The organism is Streptomyces sp. R21, assembly GCF_041051975.1.
GTDB lineage: Bacteria > Actinomycetota > Actinomycetes > Streptomycetales > Streptomycetaceae > Streptomyces.
In genome coordinates this window covers 1,906,324-1,928,571 of sequence record NZ_CP163435.1, presented here as the reverse complement: position 1 = coordinate 1,928,571, position 22,248 = coordinate 1,906,324, and the positions used below count along the sequence as shown (strand labels likewise).

Below are 22,248 nucleotides of genomic sequence, written 5' to 3'. Positions count from 1 at the left end.
GGTGTCTACAGCACTGTAGAAAAAAGGCGCCTACAGCACCGTGGAAACTAGTGAACGGCCGCAGAAGTTCCTGTGGCGTTCCACTGGGCGATCACCGGGCGCCCGTGCTCGGTGGAGAGCCGGCTGAGCGTGCCCGTGGCGAGCTGGAACAGGCGTCCGTCCGCGGCGGGCAGGCCAAGGCGGCGGGCGGTCAGGACACGCAGGAAGTGAGCGTGGGCCACGAGGACCACGTCACCGCCGGTGCTCTGGAGGGCCGCGTCCACCCGGGACAGCACGCGGTCGGCGCGCTGCCCCACCTCCTCGGGCGACTCGCCCCGGTACCCGTCCGGGGCCGACGGCACACCGTCGGTCCACAGGTCCCAGTCGGGCCTGGTGCGATGGATCTCGATGGTGGTGATGCCCTCGTACGCGCCGTAGTCCCACTCGTGCAGATCGGGGTCGGTCACGGCCCCGGTCAGGCCCGCCAGCTCCGCCGTCCGCACCGCGCGGTCGAGGGGGCTGGTCAGGACACGGCAGAAGGAGTGTCCGGCGAAGAACGGGGCCAGGGACTTAGCCTGCTCCTCGCCGTGGTGGGTGAGGGGCAGGTTGGTCCGGCTGGTGTGCTGGCCCGACAGGCTCCACTTGGTCTCGCCGTGGCGGACCAGCAGAATGTCGCCCATGGCCGTTACTTCGCGGACTCGACGGCGTGGCCGCCGAACTGGTTGCGCAGCGCCGCGATCATCTTCATCTGCGGCGAGTCGTCCTGCCGGGAGGCGAACCGCGCGAACAGCGACGCGGTGATCGCGGGCAGCGGCACGGCGTTGTCGATGGCGGCTTCCACGGTCCAGCGGCCTTCACCGGAGTCCTGTGCGTAACCGCGCAGCTTGTCCAGGTGCTCGTCGTCGTCCAGCGCGTTGACCGCGAGGTCGAGCAGCCAGGAGCGGATGACGGTGCCTTCCTGCCAGGAGCGGAAGACCTCGCGCACGTCGGTGACGGAGTCGACCTTCTCCAGGAGCTCCCAGCCCTCGGCGTAGGCCTGCATCATGGCGTACTCGATGCCGTTGTGGACCATCTTCGAGAAGTGGCCCGCGCCGACCTTGCCGGCGTGCACGAAACCGGCGTCGCCCTCGGGCTTGAGCGCGTCGAAGACCGGCTGGACGCGGGCGATGTGCTCGGCGTCGCCGCCCACCATCAGCGCATAGCCGTTCTCCAGGCCCCAGACACCGCCGGAGACGCCCGCGTCGACGAAGCCGATGCCCTTGGCCGCCAGCTCCTCCGCGTGCTTCTCGTCGTCCGTCCAGCGGGAGTTGCCGCCGTCCACGACCGTGTCGCCCGCTTCGAGGAGCTCGCCCAGCTCGTCGATGACGGACTGGGTCGGGCCGCCGGCCGGGACCATCACCCACACCACGCGCGGGCCTTCGAGCTTGCCCACGAGTTCGGTCAGGCTGCTGACGTCGGCGAGGTCCGGGTTGCGGTCGTATCCGATGACGGTGTGGCCGGCGCGGCGGATCCGCTCGCGCATGTTGCCGCCCATCTTGCCGAGGCCGATGAGTCCGAGCTGCATGTCGTTCACTTCTTTCGGAGGGTGCGGTAGGCGGCCACGAGGGCGGCGGTGGAGGCGTCGAGTCCGGGCACGTCGGCGCCTTCGGTGAGCGCGGGCTCGACGCGCTTGGCGAGGACCTTGCCCAGCTCGACGCCCCACTGGTCGAAGGAGTCGATGTTCCAGATCGCGCCCTGGACGAACACCTTGTGCTCGTACAGCGCGATCAGCTGGCCGAGGACCGACGGGGTCAACTCGGCGGCCAGGACGGTCGTGGTGGGGTGGTTGCCGCGGAAGGTGCGGTGCGCGACCTGCTCCTCGGGCACGCCCTCCGCCCGGACCTCGTCGCCGGTCTTGCCGAAGGCGAGCGCCTGGCCCTGCGCGAACAGGTTGGCCATCAACAGGTCGTGCTGGGCGGCGAGTTCCGGCTCCAGCTCGGCGACCGGGTTCACGAAGCCGATCAGGTCGGCCGGGATGACCTTGGTGCCCTGGTGCAGCAACTGGTAATAGGCGTGCTGCCCGTTGGTGCCGGGCGTGCCCCACACCACCGGACCGGTCTGCCACTCCACCGGGTTGCCGTCCCGGTCCACCGACTTGCCGTTGGACTCCATGTCCAGCTGCTGCAAGTAGGCGGTGAACTTGGAGAGATAGTGCGAGTACGGCAGCACGGCGTGCGACTGGGCGCCGAAGAAGTTGCCGTACCAGACACCCAACAGGCCGAGCAGCAAAGGCGCGTTGGCCTCGGCCGGGGCCGTCCTGAAGTGCTCGTCGACGAGCCGGAACCCGTCGAGCATCTCGCGGAAGCGGTCCGGGCCGATCGCGATCAACAGCGAGAGGCCGATGGCGGAGTCGAAGGAGTAGCGGCCGCCGACCCAGTCCCAGAACTCGAACATGTTGGCCGTGTCGATACCGAAGTCCGCGACCTTGCCGGCGTTCGTCGACAGCGCGACGAAGTGCTTGGCGACCGCCTTCTCCTCGCCGCCGAGCCCGGCCAGCAGCCAGGACCGCGCGGACGTGGCGTTGGTGATCGTCTCGATCGTCGTGAAGGTCTTCGAGGCGACGATGAAGAGCGTCTCGGCCGGGTCGAGGTCGCGGACGGCCTCGTGCAGGTCGGCGCCGTCCACGTTCGACACGAAGCGGACGGTGAGGTCGCGGTCGGTGAACGCCCGCAGCGCCTCGTAGGCCATCGCGGGACCGAGGTCGGAGCCGCCGATGCCGATGTTGACGACGTTGCGGATCCGCCTGCCGGTGTGGCCGGTCCACTCGCCGGAGCGGACGCGCCCGGCGAAGTCGGCCATGCGGTCGAGCACGGCGTGCACACCGGGGACGACGTTCTCGCCGTCGACCTGGACGACCGTGTCACGTGCGGCCCGCAGCGCGGTGTGCAGCACCGCGCGGTCCTCGGTGACGTTGATCCGCTCGCCGCGGAACATCGCGTCGCGCAGCCCGAACACATCGGTGGCGGCGGCCAGTTCCTGGAGCAGGGCGAGGGTCTCGTCCGTGATCAGGTGCTTGGAGTAGTCGATCCGCAGATCGCCGACGCGCACGACATAGCGCTCCGCGCGCTGCGGGTCGGCGGCGAACAGCTCACGCAACTGCGGGTGGAGCAGCGCGCCCGCGCGGTGGTCCTCCAGGGCCGTCCACTGCGGACGGTGCGTGAGCTTGGGTGAGTCAGACATGAGAGGCGTTCTCCTTGGTGCCGTCCCCACGCAGGGCTACGGCGTACATCTCGTCCGCGTCGAGGCGGCGCAGCTCCTCGGCGATCAGCTCGGAGGTGGTGCGCACCTTCAGCGCCAGGGTGCGCGAGGGCTGTCCGGGCAGCGACAGGGTGGCCAACGGGCCCTCGGGGCGGTCGATCACGATCTCGCCGCTCTTCGTGCCCAGGCGCACGGCGGTCACGACCGGTCCGGCCGTCACGATCCGCTCGACCGGGACGTCGAGGCGGGCGCCCAGCCAGCGGGCGAGCAGCTCGGCGCTCGGGTTGTCGGCCTCGCTCTCGACGGCCGCCGAGGTCACCTTGGCCCGGGCCTGGTCGAGCGCGGCGGCCAGCATGGAACGCCACGGCGTCAGCCGGGTCCACGCCAGGTCGGTGTCGCCGGGCGTGTACGCCTGGGCGCGTGCGTCCAGGGCCTCCAGCGGCCGTTCCACGGCGTACATGTCGGTGATCCGGCGCTGTGCGAGGGCGCCCAGCGGGTCCTTCGCCGGGATCTCGGGCGCGTCCACCGGCCACCACACGACGACGGGCGCGTCGGGCAGCAGCAGCGGCAGGACCACGGAGTCGGCGTGGTCGGACACCTCGCCGTAGGTCCGCAGCACGACCGTCTCGCCGGTTCCCGCGTCCGAACCGACGCGCACCTCCGCGTCCAGGCGGGAGTGGGTGCGGTCGCGCGGGGTGCGGGCGACGCGCCTGATGACGACGAGGGTGCGCGAGGGGTGCTCCCGGGAGGCCTCCTCGGCCGCCTTGATGGAGTCGTACGCGTTCTCCTCGTCGGTGACGATGACCATCGTCAGGACCATGCCCACGGCGGGGGTGCCGATGGCACGGCGTCCCTGCACGAGCGCCTTGTTGATCTTGCTTGCCGTGGTGTCGGTCAGGTCGATCTTCATGGCCTGCGCCAGCTCCGTCCGTCTCGTGCGAGCATCTCGTCGGCTTCCTTCGGACCCCAGCTGCCCGAGGGGTACTGCGCCGGCTTGCCGTGGGCGTCCCAGTACCCCTCGATCGGGTCGAGGATCTTCCAGGACTCTTCCACCTCCTGGTGACGGGGGAAGAGGTTGGCGTCGCCGAGCAGGACATCCAGGATCAGCCGTTCGTACGCCTCCGGGCTGGACTCGGTGAACGACTCGCCGTAGGCGAAGTCCATCGTGACGTCCCGGATCTCCATCGACGTACCCGGCACCTTCGATCCGAAGCGCACCGTCATGCCCTCGTCGGGCTGGACGCGGATGACGATCGCGTTGGCGCCGAGCTCCTCGGTGGCCGTCGAGTCGAAGGGGGAGTGCGGGGCGCGCTGGAAGACGACCGCGATCTCGGTGACGCGGCGGCCCAGACGTTTACCGGTGCGCAGGTAGAAGGGGACGCCCGCCCAGCGGCGGTTGTCGACCTCCAGCTTCACGGCCGCGTAGGTGTCGGTCGTCGACTGCGGGTCGATACCGTCCTCCTGCAGATAGCCGCGCACCTTCTCGCCGCCCTGCCAGCTCGCCGCGTACTGGCCGCGCACGGTGTGCTCGCCCAGCTCGTCCGGCAGCTTCACCGACTTGAGGACCTTCAGCTTCTCGGTCAGCAGCGAGTCGGCGTCGAAGGCGATGGGCTCCTCCATGGCGGTCAGGGCCATGAGCTGGAGCAGGTGGTTCTGGATGACGTCACGGGCCGAGCCGATGCCGTCGTAGTACCCGGCACGGCCACCGATGCCGATGTCCTCGGCCATCGTGATCTGCACGTGGTCGACGTAGGACCGGTTCCAGATCGGCTCGTACATCTGGTTGGCGAAGCGCAGCGCCAGGATGTTCTGGACCGTCTCCTTGCCGAGGTAGTGGTCGATGCGGAACACCTGGTCCGGGTCGAACACGTCGTGCACGATCGTGTTCAGCTCGCGCGCGCTCTTCAGGTCGCGGCCGAACGGCTTCTCGATGACGGCACGCCGCCAGGAGCCCTCCGGCGCGTCCGCGAGCCCGTGCTTCTTGAGCTGCTGGACGACCTTCGGGAAGAACTTCGGCGGTACGGAGAGGTAGAAGGCGTAGTTGCCGCTGGTGCCCCGGGAGGCGTCCAACTCGTCGACGGCCGAGCGCAGTTGCTTGAACGCGGTGTCGTCGTCGAAGTCGCCCGGGATGAACCGCATGCCCTCGGCGAGCTGCTGCCAGACCTCCTCGCGGAACTCGGTGCGGGAGTGCTCGCGCACCGAGTCGTGCACGACCTGCGCGAAGTCCTGGTCGGCCCACTCGCGGCGGGCGAACCCGAGGAGCGAGAAGCCCGGCGGGAGCAGACCGCGGTTGGCGAGGTCGTAGACGGCCGGCATCAGCTTCTTGCGGGACAGGTCGCCGGTGACACCGAAGATGACCAGACCGGAGGGGCCCGCGATACGGGGCAGGCGGCGGTCGCGGGGGTCGCGCAGCGGGTTGGACCAGTCGAGGTCCAGGGCCGCGGCGAGCGCGGCCGTGACGGCCGCGGACCCGGCGGCCGCGGCTGCGGCGTCGGCGGTCACCTCGCCCGGTTCCACGGCCGGGTCACCCAGTCCTTGCGGCGCGGCGGCCGCATCCTGCGCGGCGTTGTCGGAAGGCGTCTCACGCTCGGTCATTCCCCCTCGACTCCCTTGCTGCTCAGGGAGGTTGCCACGGCGTCGAGCAGATCGCCCCAGGCGGCCTCGAACTTGGCGACGCCCTCGTCCTCGAGCTGCTGCACGACCTCGTCGTAGGAGATCCCCTGCCGCTCGACGGCCTCCAGGTCGGCGCGGGCCTGGGCGTAGCCGCCGCTCACCGCGTCGCCGTGGATGTCGCCGTGGTCGGCGGTGGCCAGCAGGGTGGCCTCCGGCATGGTGTTGACGGTGCCGGGCGCGACCAGCTCGTCGACGTACAGCGTGTCCTTGTACGACGGGTCCTTGACGCCGGTCGAGGCCCACAGGGGGCGCTGCCTGTTGGCGCGGGCCCCGGAGAGGGCGGTCCAGCGGCCGCCTCCGAAGACGTCCTCGTACGCCTCGTAGGCGAGCCGCGCGTTGGCGAGCGCCGCCCTGCCCTTGAGCGCGAGCGCCTCGTCGGTGCCGGCCTTCGCGAGCCGCTTGTCGATCTCGCTGTCGACGCGGGAGACGAAGAAGGAGGCGACGGAGTGGATGACGGCGAGGTCGAGCCCGGCCGCCTGCGCCTTCTCCAGGCCGGCGAGGTAGGCGTCCATGACCTCGCGGTAGCGCTCCAGCGAGAAGATCAGCGTGACGTTGACGCTGATGCCGAGACCGATGACCTCGGTGATCGCCGGGAGACCGGCCTTCGTCGCCGGGATCTTGATCATCACGTTGGGGCGGTCCACCAGCCAGAACAGCTGCTTGGCCTCGGCGACCGTGGCGCCGGTGTCGTGGGCCAGACGCGGGTCGACCTCGATGGAGACCCGGCCGTCACGGCCGCCGGTGGCGTCGTACACCGGGCGCAGGATGTCGGCGGCGGCGCGGACGTCGGCCGTGGTCATCATCCGCACGGCCTCGTCGACCGTGACGCCGCGCACGGCGAGGTCGGCGAGCTGCTCCTCGTAGCCCTCTCCCGAGCCGATGGCGGCCTGGAAGATGGACGGGTTCGTGGTGACGCCCACGACGTGCTGCTTCTCGATCAGCTCGGCGAGGTTGCCGGACTCGATGCGCTTGCGCGAAAGGTCGTCCAGCCAGATGGAGACGCCCTCGTCGGAAAGGGACTTGAGGGTGTCGGTGGTGCTGGTCACAGTGATCATCTTCTTTCTGGCGTACGGATCAACCACGCGCGGCGGCGAGGGATTCCCGCGCGGCGGAGGCGACGTTCTCGGCGGTGAAACCGAACTCGGCGAACAGGGTCTTGGCGTCGGCGGAGGCACCGAAGTGCTCCAGGGAGACGATGCGTCCGGCGTCACCCACGTACCGGTACCAAGTCAGACCGATCCCGGCCTCGACCGCCACGCGGGCCTTCACGGACGGCGGAAGGATGCTCGCGCGGTACTCGGCGGACTGCTCCTCGAACCACTCGACGGACGGCATCGACACGACCCGCGTGCCGACCCCCTCGGCCTCCAACTGCTCGCGGGCCGCAACGGCGAGCTGCACCTCGGAGCCGGTGGCGATGAGGACGACGTCGGGTGTCTCGGAGGAGGAGTCCTGCAGGACGTAACCACCGCGCGCCGCATCGGAGTTGGCGGGGTAGGTCGGCACACCCTGCCGGGTCAGCGCCAGGCCGTGCGGGGCCGGGTTGGTGGCGTGCCGCTTGAGGATCTCGGCCCAGGCGATCGCCGTCTCGTTGGCGTCGGCCGGGCGGACGATGTTGAGACCGGGGATGGCGCGCAGCGACGCGAGGTGCTCGACCGGCTGGTGGGTGGGGCCGTCCTCGCCGAGACCGATGGAGTCGTGCGTCCACACGTACGTCACCGGGAGCTGCATGAGCGCGGAGAGGCGGACGGCGTTGCGCATGTAGTCGGAGAACACCAGGAAGGTGCCGCCGTAGATGCGGGTGTTGCCGTGCAGCGCGATGCCGTTCATCTCCGCGGCCATCGAGTGCTCGCGGATACCGAAGTGGACGGTACGGCCGTACGGGTCCGCCTCCGGCAGCGGGTTGCCCTTCGGCAGGAAGGACGACGTCTTGTCGATGGTGGTGTTGTTCGAGCCCGCGAGGTCGGCGGAGCCGCCCCACAGCTCGGGGAGCACACCGCCGAGGGCTTGCAGGACCTTGCCGGAGGCGGCACGCGTCGCGACGGAGGTGCCCGCCTCGAACGTCGGGAGGGACTGCTCCCAGCCCTCGGGGAGCTGCCCGGCCACGATCCGGTCGAAGAGCTTCGCGCGCTCGGGGGCGGCGGTGCGCCACTCGGCGATCTGCTTGTCCCAGGCGGCGTGCGCCTCGGCGCCCCGGTCCAGGGCCTCGCGGGCGTGGTCCAGCACTGCGGCCTCGACCTGGAAGGTCTGCTCGGGGTCGAAGCCGAGGAGGCGCTTGGTGGCCGCGATCTCCTCGGCGCCGAGGGCGGAGCCGTGCGAGGCCTCCGTGTTCTGCGCGTTCGGGGCGGGCCAGGCGATGATCGTGCGCATCGCGATGATCGAGGGGCGCTCGGTCTCCGCCTGCGCCGTCTTGAGCGCCGCGTACAGCGCGTGGACGTCGATGTCACCGCCGAGCTCGGGCTCGATCCGCTGCACGTGCCAGCCGTACGCCTCGTAGCGCTTCAGCACGTCCTCGGAGAACGCGGTGGCGGTGTCGCCCTCGATGGAGATGTGGTTGTCGTCGTAGACGAAGACCAGGTTGCCGAGCTTCTGGTGACCGGCGAGGGAGGACGCCTCGGCGGAGATGCCCTCCTCCAGGTCGCCGTCCGAGACGATCGCCCAGATGGTGTGGTCGAAGGGGGACTCGCCCTCGGGGGCCTCGGGGTCGAACAGACCGCGCTCGTAGCGGGCGGCCATCGCCATGCCCACCGCGTTGGCGACACCCTGGCCGAGCGGACCGGTCGTCGTCTCGACGCCCGCCGTGTGGCCGTACTCGGGGTGTCCGGGTGTCTTCGAACCGTGCGTGCGGAACGCCTTCAGGTCGTCCAGCTCCAGCTCGTAGCCGGAGAGGAAAAGCTGCGTGTAGAGGGTCAGCGAGGTGTGGCCGGGGGAGAGGACGAAGCGGTCGCGGCCGGTCCACTCCGGATCGGCGGGGTCGTGACGCATCACCTTCTGAAAGATCGTGTACGCCGCCGGGGCCAGGCTCATCGCCGTGCCGGGGTGGCCGTTGCCGACCTGCTGCACAGCGTCGGCCGCCAGCAGACGGGCGGTGTCCACGGCACGCCGGTCGAGGTCGGTCCACTCGAAACCGTCAGAGAAGCTGTCGGGGGTCTGCGTGCTCATCTTCAAGAAGTCCTCACGAGAAGCGGAATCACTGGTGGAACGCCTTCAAAAGTAAAAGTCTGACTTTTGCTGGGGAAGGTCTGCCTGTGTCAGCCTTTGGTGAAAGTGGGACAACGACCACGGGACCGAGCCGCTGCGAGAGGGACATGGCAGACAGAAGCATCCAAGACGTCCACGGTGACGGCGACGGGATCAGAACCTTTCCTTTCCCCGTCGATCTGAGTGTCTCCGGGGTGGGGATGCAGGTCGGCCCCATGGGCACCGGCCGTGTCTGGCACGCGGACGCGCCGCTGGAGCGCGTGCACCGCATCGACTTCCACGTCGTCATGCTCTTCAGCGGCGGCCCCGTCACGCACATGATCGACTTCGCCGAGTACGAGGTCTCCGCCGGCGACCTCCTGTGGATCCGCCCCGGTCAGGTCCACCGCTTCTCCCGGACGGACCGCTACCGCGGCACCGTCCTGACCATGCAGCCCGGCTTCCTGCCCCGCGCGATCGTCGAGGCGACCGGCCTCTACCGCTACGACCTGCCGCCGCTGCTGCGCCCCGACGCGGACCGGCTCGGCGCCCTGGAACACTCCCTCGCCCAGCTGGAGCGCGAGTACGTCGACGCGACCACGCTGCCGCTCAGCCTGCACACCTCGGTGCTGCGGCACTCCCTGACCGCGTTCCTGCTCCGCCTCGCCCACCTCGCGGCCAGCTCCGCCGAAGCGGCACGCGAGCAGACCGACACCACCTTCACTCTCTTCCGGGACGCGGTCGAGAAGGACTTCGCCACCAACCACAGCGTCAGCGCCTACGCCGACGCCCTCGGCTATTCCCGCCGCACCCTCGTCCGCGCCGTCCGCGCGGCCACCGGCGAGACCCCCAAGGGTTTCATCGACAAACGTGTCGTCCTGGAGGCCAAGCGCCTGCTCGCCCACACGGACATGCCGATCGGCCGCATCGGCGTCGCCGTGGGCTTCCCCGACGCGGCCAACTTCTCCAAGTACTTCCACCAGCACACCGGGGCGACGCCGGTGGCGTTCCGGGCGGAGCTGCGCTGAAAAAAGGGGGGCGGACCGACCGGTCCGCCCCCCTTTCTCACCCGGTGGGACTCACCAGCCGATGCCGAGCGTCAGCCCGGTCGGCGGATTGCTGTTGCCGAGGATCTGCACCGACGACTGGTCGTTGATGTCGTCGTAGGGGAAGCCATAGGCGCGCCGGTCGAGGCCGACGGTGTGGAAGAAACCGGCGTAGTCGTTCTTGACGCCTCCCGTGTAGTAGGCGGACGGGGTGTACCAGGTCGACGTGTCCAGGGCCACGCCCCGGTTGAACGCGGCGCAGAACTCCGCGCCGAGCTGCTTCTCCGGATCACTGCCCGAGGCGAGCGCGCCCGCGCAGGCCACCACGTCCGGGGAGGACGGCTTCTGCAGCGTGAAGGGGCCCGCGCCGTTCTTGGTGAACGTGAGGGTGGTGCCGTTGACCTGCCCGGAGAAGGTCTCGCCGAGGCGAGTGAGCTTGAAGGGGTGGGTGGAGTAGTAGGACCAGGTCTGGTCGACGTACGACTGGAGGTAGTTCGCCTGGGAGCCTCCCGCGAGGAAGAGGTTCGAGGAGCGTGGCGCGATGATTCGGTACGTGTTCTGCAGCGGCCTGAACGCCGCGCCCGCCGAGGCCGCGTACTGCGACATGACCTGTGCGCGGGTGAGCGTGATGCCCCGCGTGGTGTCGTAGCCGCTCGACGTCTGCGTCAGGTGCGAGGTCATCGGGAAGCCGAACTGGTCGACCTGGGTGGTGTTGCCGCCGAAGGCCACCTGACCGGCGACGTACGTGTACTCGTACCAGTCGTAGTAGACGTCCGTGTTGGGGTCCCCGGGGTTGCGCAGGTCGGGGCCGCCCCAGCCCTGGTCGTCGGGGGAGACCGGGATGTACATCGGGGCGCCGAGCGAGACGTAGATCCGGCCGCCCCGGATCGACGTGGGGGAGGGGACCGAGCCGCCGGACTGGGTCAGCGTGAACGACATGTTCGGATAGTTCACGCCGTTCTTGGTGAGATGGCCGGGGGCGCTCGCGTCCAGGTGGTTGATGTGGGCCATGGTCCCGTCGGACTTCATGTACGACCACTGGCCGGGCGTCACCTGTCCGAGGACGGTGACGTAGACCTGTGAATTGGCGTACGTGCCACGGGTGTTGTTCTGGAAGGTGATCGGGAAGCTGCCGGTTCCGCCGCCCCCTCCGCCACCGCCGCCCCCACCTCCGCCGCCGACGGTGCAGGTGAAGTGCGGGGTGTCGTAGAGCGGGCCGTTCTTCTCGTACGTGAACCAGTACTGCAGCGTGAATCCGCTCGGCAGGCCGCTGACGTTCTGCTGCCAGGTGCCCGCGTTGTTCGTCATCCGGAAGTTCTGCTGGCCGGCGGCCGGGGACAGGTAGTGCACGTCGACGAGCGACGCGGGTGTGGTCGGCTGGAACCAGATCCGGACCGAGTCGGACCCGGTCGCGGTGACGCCCTGGCTGTAGTCGGCGGCGGCCCTCGCGGGAACCGCCCCGGCCAGGCCGAGCGCCAGCACCGTGAGGAGGGCGGCCAGGACGGCGGTCATCAGCCGACCGGCCTCGGCGCGTGGCGGCCTCGGCCTGACCGGGGAGCTTGTGGTCATGGGTCAACTCCCTTGTCAGTGACCGAAGTCGAACCAGTTGAGGTTCACGAAGTCGGCCGGCTGGCCGCTGGTGAAGGTCAGATAGACGTCGTGGGTGCCGGTGACGGAGCTGATGTTCGCCGGGACCGTCTTCCAGCTCTGCCAGCCCCCGGTGCCCGCCACCGCGAAACTGCCGATCGGCGCGCTGGTACGGCTGTCGAGGCGCACCTCCACGAGACCGCTGACGCCGCCCGCTGCGCCGCTCGCGACCCGGCCGTAGAACTGATGGGCCGCTGTGGAGCCGAAGTTGACGCCCTTGAAGAGCGCGTAGTCGCCGTTCGCGAGCGTGCTGATGTTCTGTCCGCCGCCGGAGTCGGTGGTGGTCTCCGTGCCCACACCCGCCTGGCCGTCGTACGACTCGGCCTGGATGGCGCTGTAGGCGTCACGGTTGCCGGAGGGCGGCGGGGTCGTGGGGGGAGGAGTGGTGGGCGGCGGGGTCGTGTCGCCACCGCCGCCGGTCGACTGGAGCACCTGGACGTAGTCGACCACGAGCGGGTGGCCGGGGTCGGTGCTGCCGTCGGGGCCGCCGCCGAAGGCTGCCGGGAACTCGCCGCCCATCGCGACGTTCAGGATGACGAAGAAGCCGTGGTCGGTGGCGTTCGTCCAGGTCGTCGCGTCGACCTGGTTCTGGCTCACCGTGTGGAAGTTGACGCCGTCGAGGTAGAAGCGCATCTGCTGGGGGCTGGTCGACTTGTCCCACTCGACGGCGTAGGTGTGGAAGCCGCCCTGGCAGGTCGTGCCCTCGCAGACCTTCTGGCCGCCGATGCCGGACTTCTCGTTGCAGGGGCCGCCCGGGCTGGTGCCGCAGTGCATCGTGGCCCACTCGTTGTTGATGCCCTGCACGTTCTCCATGATGTCCAGCTCGCCGACGCCGGGCCAGTTCCACCAGTTGCCGCGGTAGGGGGCGCCCAGCATCCAGAACGCGGGCCAGTAGCCCTTGGCGGCGGCGCCGGTCACGTTCGGCATCTGCAGGCGCGCCTCGACGCGCAGTTTGCCGCCGGCGGGCGGCTGGAAGTCGGAGCGCGTCGTCTCGATGCGGCCCGAGGTCCAGTTCCCCGCACCGTCGCGGCGCGGCGTGATCCGCAGGTTTCCGGCGCCGTCGAGCGAGACGTTGTTGGTGCTGTTCGTCATCGTCTCGACCTCGCCGGTGCCGAAGCCCGCGGGTCCGCCGGGATAGCTCGTGCCCGTCGTGTACTGCCAGTTGGCGGTGTTGACGCCCGTTCCGGCGGCGCCGTTGAAGTCGTCGAGGAAGACCTGGGACCAGCCGGAGGGGGGTGGGGGAGCGGAGGCGTTCGCGGGCAGGATCGCGGCTGTCGCCGCGGCGGCCGCGAGGCTCAGTGTGCCGAGCACGGCGACGAGCACGCGCCGCAGCGGGCCGCGGCTGCCGGACGTGCTGGATGTGCTGGATGTGCTGGTCGTTCCGGAAGTGCCACTCATGGGTGCCTCTTCGGGTACGGAGTGAGGTGCGCGGGTGTTTTTGAGAGCGCTCTCAAGTAGCTGCGGGGCCAATGTGCTCTCTACCACTCCGGCCGTCAAGAGGTGAAGCCGGGAAAGTCCTTTCGCCTTAGGGGAGTTCACGCCTTGAAGAAACCCCTGGTGAAACGGGCGCAGGTGGAACGCGCAACGGCGAAACGCGCAGAGGGGCGGGTCCCGGCACTCGGCCGGGACCCGCCCCTTCAGCTACTCGTCTCAGTGACCGAAGTCGAACCAGTTGACGTTCACGAAGTCGGCCGGCTGGCCGCTGGTGAAGGTCAGATAGACGTCGTGGGTGCCGGTGACGCTGCTGATGTTCGCCGGGGTGGTCTTCCAGCTCTGCCAGCCCCCGGTGTTGGCCACCGAGAAGCTGCCGATGGGTGAGCTCGTACGGCTGTCGAGGCGCACCTCGACCAGTCCGCTGACCCCGCCCGCCGCACCGCTCGCGACCCGTGCATAGAACTGCTTGGCGGCTGTGGAGCCGAAGTTGACGCCCTTGTAGAGCGCCCAGTCGCCGTTGGCCAGCGAGCCGATGTTCTGGCCGCCGCCGGTGTCCGAGGTGCTCTCCGTGCTGCTGCCCGACTGGCTGTCGTACGACTCGGCCTGGATGGCGCTGTACGCGTCGCGGTTGCCGGTCGGCGGGGGCGTGGTACCGCTCCCACTCGACTGGAGCACCTGGACGTAGTCCACGACCAGCGGGTGGCCGGGCTCGGTTCCGCTGTCGGGGCCGCCGCCGAAGGCGTCCGGGAAGCCGCCGCCCATCGCGACGTTCAGGATGACGAAGTAGCCGTGGTTGGTGGCGTTCGCCCAGGTCGTCGCGTCGACCTGATTGGCCTTCACCGTGTGGAAGTTGACGCCGTCCAGGTAGAAGCGGACCTCCTCGGGGCTCGTCGAGCGGTCCCACTCCATCGCGTACGTGTGGAAGCCCGCCTGACACGTCGCGCCCGCGCAGGCCGTCGAACCGCCGATGCCGGACGTCTCGTTGCAGGGGCCGCCCGGGTTCGTGCCACAGTGCATGGTGGCCCAGTCGGTGTTGAGGCCCTGGACGTTCTCCATGATGTCCAGCTCGCCGACGCCGGGCCAGTTCTGGTAGTTGCCGCGGTAGGGGGCGCCCAGCATCCAGAACGCGGGCCAATAGCCCTTGGCGGCGGCACCGGTGACATTCGGCATCTGCAGCCGCGACTCGACGCGCAGCTTGCCGCCGGCCGGCGGCTGGAAGTCGGTGCGGTTGGTCTCGATGCGGCCCGACGTCCAGTGGCCGGAGGAGTCGCGCAGCGGCGTGATCCGGAGGTTTCCGTTGCCGTCGAGGGACACGTTGTTGGTGGAGGAGGTCATCGTCTCGACCTCGCCGGTGCCCCAGTTGGCGGCGCCGCCCGGATAGCTGGTGCCGGTGTCGTACTGCCAGTTGGCGGTGTTCACGCCGGAGCCGGCGGCTCCGTTGAAGTCGTCGACGAAGACCTGGGACCAGCCGGACGGCGGCGTGGGTGCGGACGCGTTCGCGGGGAGGGTCGCCGCCGTGGCCGCGGCCGCCGCCAGGCTCAGGGTGCCGACGACGGCGACGAGGACGCGCCGCAAGGGACCACGTCTGACAGGTGCGCCGGAAGTTTCACTCATGGGTGCCTCTTCGGGTACGGAGTGGGGGTGCGCGGGTGTATATGAGAGCGCTCTCATCGCAGCTGCGCGGCCAATGTGCTCTCTGTCACTCCGGTCGTCAAGAGGTAAAGCCGAGAAAGTCCTTTCGCTGCACGGGAGTTCAGGTGGTGAAGGTGAGGGCGGCGGGTGCGGGGCGCGTCGGTTCGGTGGTGCTTCATCCGGACATGTTCCGGTTGCCGTTGCGGCGCCCTTCGTGGCGGTGCGCGCTCCCGTGGCGGAACCCGGGGATCAGACAGGTCGGGTCGCCGTCTCCGTCCTTTCTCTCAATCGGCCGATCACATTCGATCAGGGAGGAGAAAAAACCAATTAACGGTCGTGGGACCGCTCATCCGGACCCGTAAGGTGACCCGCCTCCACGTCATTCGGAGGAACTGATGGCACCTTCTCCTTCCGGGGAAAACGCGGGTCTTGTCCTGCCCAAGTCATTTCACGATGTACTGAGAGCGACGGACAAAGTCATCGTCGACCGGTATGCGGGAATTCCGTTTCGGCGGCGCTCACGAAAAGCGCGTATTCCCGCCCTGGTGTTCGTCCGGGAAGCCGTCGGCGACGCCTCGGTGCCGGAGGCCGATCCGGACCTCGCGGACCTGCTCACCTTCTACCGGCAGCGGCTGCTCAGGTCGGCGGCAGGAGAGTCGGGGCACATCCCGAGTCTCGTCCCGCACGCGATCGTGGACGAGGCGCGACTGCCCGTCCCGCCCGAGGAATGCGCCACCACCGGCAGTGCGCATGTCATGCTGCTCCGCCACGTGGCACGGCAGTTCCGTTCGACCATGCCGGACGGCGCCGGAAAACTGCGGCGCACCGAGTTCGACATCTGCCTGTCGGTCCTCCAGGCCGATCTGCCCCCGGAGGACGCGGACGAGGAACAGCGAGCCATTCGGGACGTCCTCTACGGAAAGTACGCGTGGACCTTCGGGTGGGGAAGCGAGGCCGGCGCCGTCGGTGAGGCGATCGCCCCCAAAGGATGGGCGGCCGTCGCCAAGGTGGTGGGCGCGCCCGTGGCGTGGCTGTGGAGACGGTGGTACGGATTCCGCATCAACCGCGGACGCCGGATGCAGTGGGTGGGCCGGCTGCTGGGGGAGCCCGGGCGGAGCTTCCTCAATGCGGCGGTGGTCCTGCGGGAACGCTCCCGGGACCGAGTCGCCGACGGCGCGGCCACCGTGCCGCGGGACGAGGCGGTGGTGCGCCAGGTCCTGCTCACCGCCCTTCTGCACGACCTGGCCGCGGCGTCCCGTCCGGCGCTGCTGAGCCCCCGACGGCCGCGGCGGTCGTGGCCCTTCGTCCTGCTGCTGCCCGCCCTCGGCAGCGAGGGTTCCCTCAGCCGCAAGCTCCTCGACACCTTCGTCGCGGTCGAGCGGGACGTGCCCTCCTGTCCCGTACTGGTGCTGGCGGCCGCCACCACGGACATCCCCTCGTACGCCGCCGAGGTCCCTCAGCAGGGCACGCGCGCCCGCGCGCAGGGCATCGGCGCCGTCTTCGCGGCGGCAGCGGCGGGACGGCAGGTCGAGGGCGCCTACCTCGTGCCCGTCTCCCGGCACGCCGACGACGGCGCGGCGGCCGACTGGGTGGCGGTCCACCGCAAGGTCCGCTCCCGGCCCAACCGTTGGCGGGACTGGGCGCGTCCGGTGGTCGCCGCCCTGGTGGCGACGGTGGTCGCCACCACCGGTGCCTTCGTCGCGGCCCGGCCGACCACTCCGGACTCGTGCACGCCGGTGGCGACCGGCGAGATGGTGGGCCTGACCGACGGTACGGACGGCTGCGAACTCGCGACGGGCCTGTACGCCTCCGAACTGAAGCCCCTGGAAGAGGTGCTCCGGCGCCAGAACCAGGAGGTGGACCGCCATGGTCCGTACCGCACCCTGGTGTTCTTCGCACCGCTGAGCGTGGGCTCCCAGTCCCGGCGCGCAGTGCCGACCGGCATCCAGATGCTGCGCGGCGCACTGCTCGCACAAAAGCAGGTCAACTCCCTGCGGCTGAAGTCCCAGGTGCCGGTCCGGCTGCTGATCGCGAACGCGGGGGAGTACTTCACCTACGGCTCGCACCAGGGCCTGAACAAGACCAACCCCACCTCCGTGGACGTCGCCGGGATGATCGTCTCGCGGGCCCGGCGCGACAACATCTCCGCGGTCATCGGCCTCACCCAGAGCCGCCCCGAGTCGTTGCAGGCGGCCATCGAACTGGGCGAGTCCGGCATCCCCGTGCTCGGCACGGGCGTCTCCGGGCAGCCCATGGTCGAGGGCGACTCCCCGGTGTCCTACTTCCAGATCTCGCCACCGGACGCCTACATCGCCCGCGGCATGGCGTCCTTCGCCCTGCACTCGCCCCGGCTGCGCGCGGTGACCAAGCCGTCCGCCGGGCGGCCGGGGCCACCGGCCATCGTCGTCTTCGACCCCAGCGACCGGTACTTCAGCGCCGACCTGGCTCATCGCTTCGAGGCCGCCTACCGCGGCATGGGCGACACCCACGAGGTGCCGTACACCGAATCCATCCGCGGGGACCAGTCCCCCGAGGTCGCCGCGAACGTCTGCACGCTGGTCCGCAAGACCGACGGGTTCGTCCTCTTCGCGAGCCGCTCCGGCGTCATGCACGACCTGTTCCACTACCTCCAGGGCGACCGGGAATGCCGTACGCGCAAGGGACGGGTGGCGGTGCTCGCCGAGAGTCCCGCCCCGGACCTCATCCTGAACCGGCACCTCATGGCGCAGAAATACAGCGCGCTGACGCTGTTCTACAACCAGTTCAGCAGCCCCGACCCGTCGGGTTCCTTCGCCGGCAGTCTCAAAAAGGCATTCGACAAGAACCCGGACGCCGACGCGGCGGCCGGCTACGACGCCGTCAACATCCTCTTCGGCGCCATGGACGACATCTATGACACGGACCCGGAATTCACCCCCAGCGCGGTCGTCACCTACCTGCAGAAGTACGGGGTCAGGGATTACGTCGGCGAATCGGGCATCATCAGCCTGGGAAACGGCCGCAAATTCCCGCCGAACAAGGAGTTCCACGTCCGGGAGATCACCCCTCAGAGCGTCATCAGGACGGACCTGACGTGCGGAGCGGTCTCCGTCAGCATGGCTCCCGTCACCCACTGGGGGCCCGACGGGCAGTTCCCCTGCCCTTCGGACGACTAGCCGACTGCCCTTCGGACGACCAGCCGACCCGGTCCGCGGTTTCCGGCGGGTGCGACTACAGGGCGCTCCCCGCCTTCCAGTCCGCCCAGGAAAGGTTCCAGCCGTTCAGGCCGTTGGCCGGGTCCACGGTCTCCTCGCCCGAGTTCTTCACGACGACCACGTCACCGAGCATCGAGCTCTTGTAGAACTTGTAGCCCGCCACGGAGCTGTCGTTCGCGCCCTTCGCGTCGTGCAGGCCGACGCAGCCGTGGCTGGCGTTGGTGTGGCCGAACACCGAGGTGGAGGCCCAGTAGTTGCCATGCACGAAGGTGCCGGAGGTGGTCAGGCGCTGGGCGTGCGGGACGTCCTTGATGTCGTACTCGTCGCCCAGGCCGACCGTCGAGGACTCCATCCGGGTCTGCTTGAACCGCTCGCTGATCACCATGATCCCGGACCAGGTGGTGTGGTCGGAGTCGCCACCGGTGACCGGGTAGGTCGCGGACGTCGCGCCGTCCCGCTGCACCGTCATCGTCTTCGCCGCCAGGTCGACCGTGCTGATCTGCGAGCGGCCGATGTGGAACGTGACGTCCTTGGACTGCGTGCCGTAGACGCCGTCCGCGCCCTCGACGTCCTTCAGCCGCAGGCTCAGCGTGATCTTCGTGCCCGCGGCCCAGTACTCCTCGGGCCGGAAGTCCAGCCGGGTGTCGCTGAACCAGTGGCCGACCACCTCGACCGCGGGCTCCGCCGTCACCGTGATGGCCTTCTGTACGGCGGCCCGGTCCTTGACGGCCTCGGTGAAGTTGATCGACACGGGCATGCCCACGCCGGAGGTCGAGTCCGCCTCGGGCGTGAAGTAGCCCACGAATGTCTCGCCGGGCGCCTTGGTGGTGAAGCTCGCGCTCTCCTCGGCGGCTCCCTGTGCCTGCGCCGTGACCGTGTACTCGGTGCCCGAGTACGGGTTCCTGGTGGAGGTCCACCTGGTCCGGGCGTCGTTGAAGGAACCGGCGAGCGTGGATCCGTCGTTGCCGGTGACCTTCACGGTCGACAGCGTGCCGTCGGTCACGGTGACCTCGACCGGGCTGTCGAAACCGGCCTTCTTCGTGCCGTTCGCGGGGGCCACCGTGACGACCGGCTTCTTCGCCGCCGCGGTCTGGGCGGGTGTACTCGCCTTCGCCGATCCCTCCGAGGCGCCGGCCGAACTGCTGCAACCGGTCAGAACGACGGCCGGTACGACCCCGAGCACGGCGAGGATCCCGCGCCGGGACCACCTCTCCGGCTGTCGGTCGGACCGGTTGGATATGTGCGAGACGCCCACGGCAGGCCTTCCTGAGATGTCCACCTATGCGGGTGCATCGTGCGCCTCCTACATGTTTTGATCCTTTGAATCCCCAGGGCCTTGCCTGAGATTCCTGTGAGAACACCCGGAGAGAAGGCCTGAAAGCGCTGTTGTCGGGCGGTCTCAGAATGTGAACAGAGTAGGGAGGTCGACCGGGTCGCCGGTCTTCGCAGCACATCACCGCCGGAGGTATTCGTGACCGAAGTCCGCAAGCGGCACACCGTCGCCGTCGTCGGAGCGGGCGCGGCAGGCACCCTGACCGCCGTCCAGCTGTGCGAGACGGCGACCCGCCGCCGGACTCCCCTCGACCTGATCCTCGTGGACCCGGCGCCGGAAGCGGGCCGCGGCACCGCCTATGCCACGCGCGACCCACGGCATCGGCTCAACGTCCCTGCGGGCGGCATGAGTTGCTACCCCGACGACCCCGGACACTTCACCCGCTGGCTGTGCCGGCACGGCGAACCCACCGTCACCGCGGCCGACTTCGCCACCCGCCACCGGTTCGGCGCCTACCTGGCCGACACTCTCGGCCAGGCCATCGTCCGCGCCCACGGCACCGTCGCCCTACGCAGGCTGCGCACCCGCGCCGAGAGCTGCGCGGGCGCCTCCGACGGCCGAGTGGAACTCCAACTGGCCGACGGGGGCCACCTCACCGCCGACAGCGTCGTCCTCGCCACCGGACCCGCCGCCGTGCGCAGCACCTGGGCCCCGCCCGCGCTGCGCACGTCCCCGCAGCTGATCGCCGACCCGTGGGCGACGGGCGCGCTGGACGGGCCGCTCGGTGACACCGCCGACGTACTGCTGGTCGGTACCGGACTCACCGCGATCGACCTCGCGCTCACTCTCGACCGGGCCGGGCGCACCGTTCACGCCGTGTCCCGCAGCGGTCTGGTGCCGCAGCCGCACGCGCTGAGCCCCGCCGGACCGATGTCCGCGCCCGAAGGACTCTCCGAACCCTCGGGGATCTCGCTCTCCGGGCTGCGCAGGACCGTCTACCGGCACATCAGCAGGGCCGTGCGCACCCACGGGGACTGGCGCCCCGCCCTCGACAGCCTGCGCCCGCACACCGCGCACCTGTGGCGCAGCCTCACCCCCGAGGAACGGGCCGCGTTCCTGGAGCGCGAGGGCGCGCTGTGGAACACCCATCGGCATCGGATGGCGCCCGCGACCGCCGAGTCGGTGGCCCGTGCCCGCACCGCCCGCCGCCTGCGGGTGCACACCGGCGGGATCACGGACGCCCGCGCGGCAGCGGACGGCAGGCTCACGGTCACGCTCTCCAACGGCCGGGAAATTCGGGCGGGTTGGGTCATCGACTGCACCGGACCCGGGACGCGTCTCGACGACCCCGTGTGGCGCTCGCTGCTCGACTCCGGCTGGGCCGTGGCCGGCCCGCTGGGCATGGGCGTCGCCACCCGCGAGGGCCGCCTCCTCGACGCCGAGGGTCGTGCGCGGCTTCCGCTGTACACGCTGGGCGCCCCGCGTCGCGGCGAGCTCTGGGAGACGACGGCGATTCCGGAGATCCGGGTCCAAGCGGCCGCGCTGGCACAGGAGTTGCTCGCCCCGCTCGCCCGGACCGCCGGCGCCGGGCGACGACCGCACCGCCGTCCAGTGGACGCGCACGGGCTCGGGCTGTCCACGCATGCCGAGGCGGCCGCCGCGCACCGCGCCGGGCTGGACCGGGTCCTCAAGGTCAGGGCCGGAGCCGAGGACGCCTTCCGGCGGGCCGTCGCCCTCGACCCCGGCTTCGCCCTCGGGCACGCCGCGCTCGCGCTGCTCGGCCACGAGTGCGGTGCCGCCGTCGACGTACCCCGGGCGCTGGCCGACGCCGGGCGCTGCGCGCGCGAGAGGGCCGACGAGCGCGAGCGCTCCTTCGTGGACGTCGTCACGCGCCGCGTCCACGACGAGGGCGGCGACCGGGCCCTGCTGCGCCACCTCGACGCGTACCCCGCCGACGCGCTCGCCCTCGCCACCGCCGTGCCCACCATCGCGTTCTCCGGCATCAACGACCTCGACGACTCCTATGCGCTGCACCTGGTCGAGCGCACCTCGCCGGCGTACGACGGGCACTGGTTCCACACCTCGCTGCTCGCCTTCCTCCGCCAGGGGCAGGGCCGCTTCCACGAGGCGGGCGAGCTGGCCCACCGCGCGCTCGCCGCCGAGCCCGCCTCCGGCCACGCCGTGCACGCGCTCGCGCACGTCCACTACGAGTCGGGCGCGCACCGCAAGGGCCGTGACTGGCTGGACGCCTGGGTGTCGGGGCAGGGCCGGGGCGCGGTCCACCGGGCGCACTTCTCCTGGCACATCGCCCTGCACGAACTGGCTCTGGACGACCCCGCCGCCGTACGCAGGAGGTGGTTCGCGCAGCTCGCGCCGGGGCGGGTGAGCGGGGTGCGGGCCCTGGTCGACTCGGGGTCGCTGCTGTGGCGGGCCCGGCTGAGCGACAGCTGGCGGGGGGAGGTGCCCGCGGCGGACGTCCTGGAGACGGTGGCCCGTGAGGTGGTGGAGCGGCCCGCGACCGCCTTCACGGCGCTGCACGCGGCGGTCGCCCTCGCCGCCGCCGGGGACCTGGCGGCGCTCGCCCGGCTGCGCGACCATGCCGCGGGTGCCGATCCGGTGCAGCGCGAGGTGGTCGTGCCGCTGTGCGAGGCGTTCGCCGCGCTCGTCGAGGAGCGGTTCCAGGAGGCCGCGCGCGGACTCGACGCACTTCTGCCGGTCCTGCGCAAGGTCGGCGGCAGCGCGGCGCAGCGCGAGGTTGTCGAGGAGACGCTGCTGTACGCCCTTGTCGCGGCCGGTCGTTGTGACGCGGCCCGGCGGCTGCTGGGCGCACGGCTCGACCGCGGGGCGGCCCCGCGCGACCGGCGGTTGCTGGCGGCGCTGCCCGGCTGACCGGTCCGTCTCGGCGCGTCCTGCACGGGGTCGCGTCTCGTACGGGGCCCTGTTCGATCACGTG

At 70.3% G+C, this 22,248-nt stretch carries 14 protein-coding genes; 3 read left to right on the top strand and 11 right to left on the bottom strand.

Annotated features, from left to right (window positions below):
* Nucleotides 1-47 precede the first annotated feature (47 nt).
* Genes AB5J56_RS08855 through tkt form a run of 7 tightly spaced genes read right to left on the bottom strand, consistent with a single transcriptional unit; the run spans nt 48 to nt 9,051 of the window.
* A complete protein-coding gene (locus AB5J56_RS08855) occupies nt 48-659 on the bottom strand; it encodes a histidine phosphatase family protein (RefSeq protein WP_369231739.1) in 612 nt (203 codons plus the stop codon).
* 5 nt (nt 660-664) lie between these two features.
* Nucleotides 665-1,552, bottom strand: coding sequence for a phosphogluconate dehydrogenase (NAD(+)-dependent, decarboxylating) (gnd, locus tag AB5J56_RS08850; protein ID WP_369231737.1), 888 nt, complete (start codon nt 1,550-1,552; stop codon nt 665-667).
* Nucleotides 1,549-3,198, bottom strand: a complete 1,650-nt coding sequence (pgi, locus tag AB5J56_RS08845; protein ID WP_369231736.1) for a glucose-6-phosphate isomerase — start codon at nt 3,196-3,198, stop codon at nt 1,549-1,551. The genes gnd and pgi overlap by 4 nt, the downstream gene beginning before the upstream one ends.
* The gene (opcA, locus tag AB5J56_RS08840) at nt 3,191-4,126 is read right to left on the bottom strand and encodes a glucose-6-phosphate dehydrogenase assembly protein OpcA (protein ID WP_369231734.1); all 936 of its coding nucleotides are present in this window, start codon (nt 4,124-4,126) and stop codon (nt 3,191-3,193) included. Before opcA ends, pgi begins: the two co-directional genes overlap by 8 nt.
* Complete coding sequence (gene zwf / locus AB5J56_RS08835; protein ID WP_369231732.1) at nt 4,123-5,811, bottom strand: glucose-6-phosphate dehydrogenase; 1,689 nt, start codon at nt 5,809-5,811, stop codon at nt 4,123-4,125. Before zwf ends, opcA begins: the two co-directional genes overlap by 4 nt.
* Nucleotides 5,808-6,944: a transaldolase gene (gene tal, locus AB5J56_RS08830; protein WP_369231730.1), complete on the bottom strand. Its 1,137-nt coding sequence runs from the start codon at nt 6,942-6,944 to the stop codon at nt 5,808-5,810. Before tal ends, zwf begins: the two co-directional genes overlap by 4 nt.
* Nucleotides 6,945-6,963: 19 nt before the next feature.
* Entirely contained in the window at nt 6,964-9,051 is a 2,088-nt protein-coding gene (gene tkt / locus AB5J56_RS08825; RefSeq protein WP_369231728.1) for a transketolase, read from the bottom strand.
* Nucleotides 9,052-9,197: 146 nt separating this feature from the next.
* Between tkt and AB5J56_RS08820 the strand changes: the two genes are divergently transcribed.
* Nucleotides 9,198-10,097: a helix-turn-helix domain-containing protein gene (locus tag AB5J56_RS08820; protein WP_369231726.1), complete on the top strand. Its 900-nt coding sequence runs from the start codon at nt 9,198-9,200 to the stop codon at nt 10,095-10,097.
* Between the two features lie 51 nt (nt 10,098-10,148).
* Here the strand turns inward: AB5J56_RS08820 and AB5J56_RS08815 are convergent, their stop codons facing one another.
* The 3 genes from AB5J56_RS08815 to AB5J56_RS08805 form a co-directional block, all read right to left on the bottom strand.
* Entirely contained in the window at nt 10,149-11,684 is a 1,536-nt protein-coding gene (locus tag AB5J56_RS08815) for a glycoside hydrolase family 64 protein (protein ID WP_369231724.1), read from the bottom strand.
* A 15-nt stretch (nt 11,685-11,699) separates the two neighbouring features.
* A complete protein-coding gene (locus AB5J56_RS08810) occupies nt 11,700-13,160 on the bottom strand; it encodes a glycoside hydrolase family 16 protein (RefSeq protein ID WP_369231722.1) in 1,461 nt (486 codons plus the stop codon).
* Nucleotides 13,161-13,412: 252 nt separating this feature from the next.
* Nucleotides 13,413-14,810 carry a glycoside hydrolase family 16 protein gene (locus tag AB5J56_RS08805; RefSeq protein WP_369231720.1) on the bottom strand — a complete coding sequence of 466 codons (1,398 nt, stop codon included), beginning with the start codon at nt 14,808-14,810 and terminating at the stop codon, nt 13,413-13,415.
* 563 nt (nt 14,811-15,373) lie between these two features.
* Between AB5J56_RS08805 and AB5J56_RS08800 the strand changes: the two genes are divergently transcribed.
* Nucleotides 15,374-17,983, top strand: a complete 2,610-nt coding sequence (locus tag AB5J56_RS08800; RefSeq protein ID WP_369231718.1) for a hypothetical protein — start codon at nt 15,374-15,376, stop codon at nt 17,981-17,983.
* Nucleotides 17,984-18,038: 55 nt separating this feature from the next.
* Here the strand turns inward: AB5J56_RS08800 and AB5J56_RS08795 are convergent, their stop codons facing one another.
* Nucleotides 18,039-19,277 (bottom strand): Ig-like domain-containing protein, encoded by a 1,239-nt coding sequence (locus tag AB5J56_RS08795; RefSeq protein WP_369231716.1) that lies wholly within the window; start codon nt 19,275-19,277, stop codon nt 18,039-18,041.
* A gap of 216 nt (nt 19,278-19,493) precedes the next feature.
* On the opposite strand from AB5J56_RS08795, the gene AB5J56_RS08790 reads away from it, so the two are divergent.
* On the top strand, nt 19,494-22,184 hold the full coding sequence (locus AB5J56_RS08790; RefSeq protein ID WP_369231715.1) for an FAD/NAD(P)-binding protein: 2,691 nt from the start codon (nt 19,494-19,496) through the stop codon (nt 22,182-22,184).
* Nucleotides 22,185-22,248: the final 64 nt, after the last annotated feature.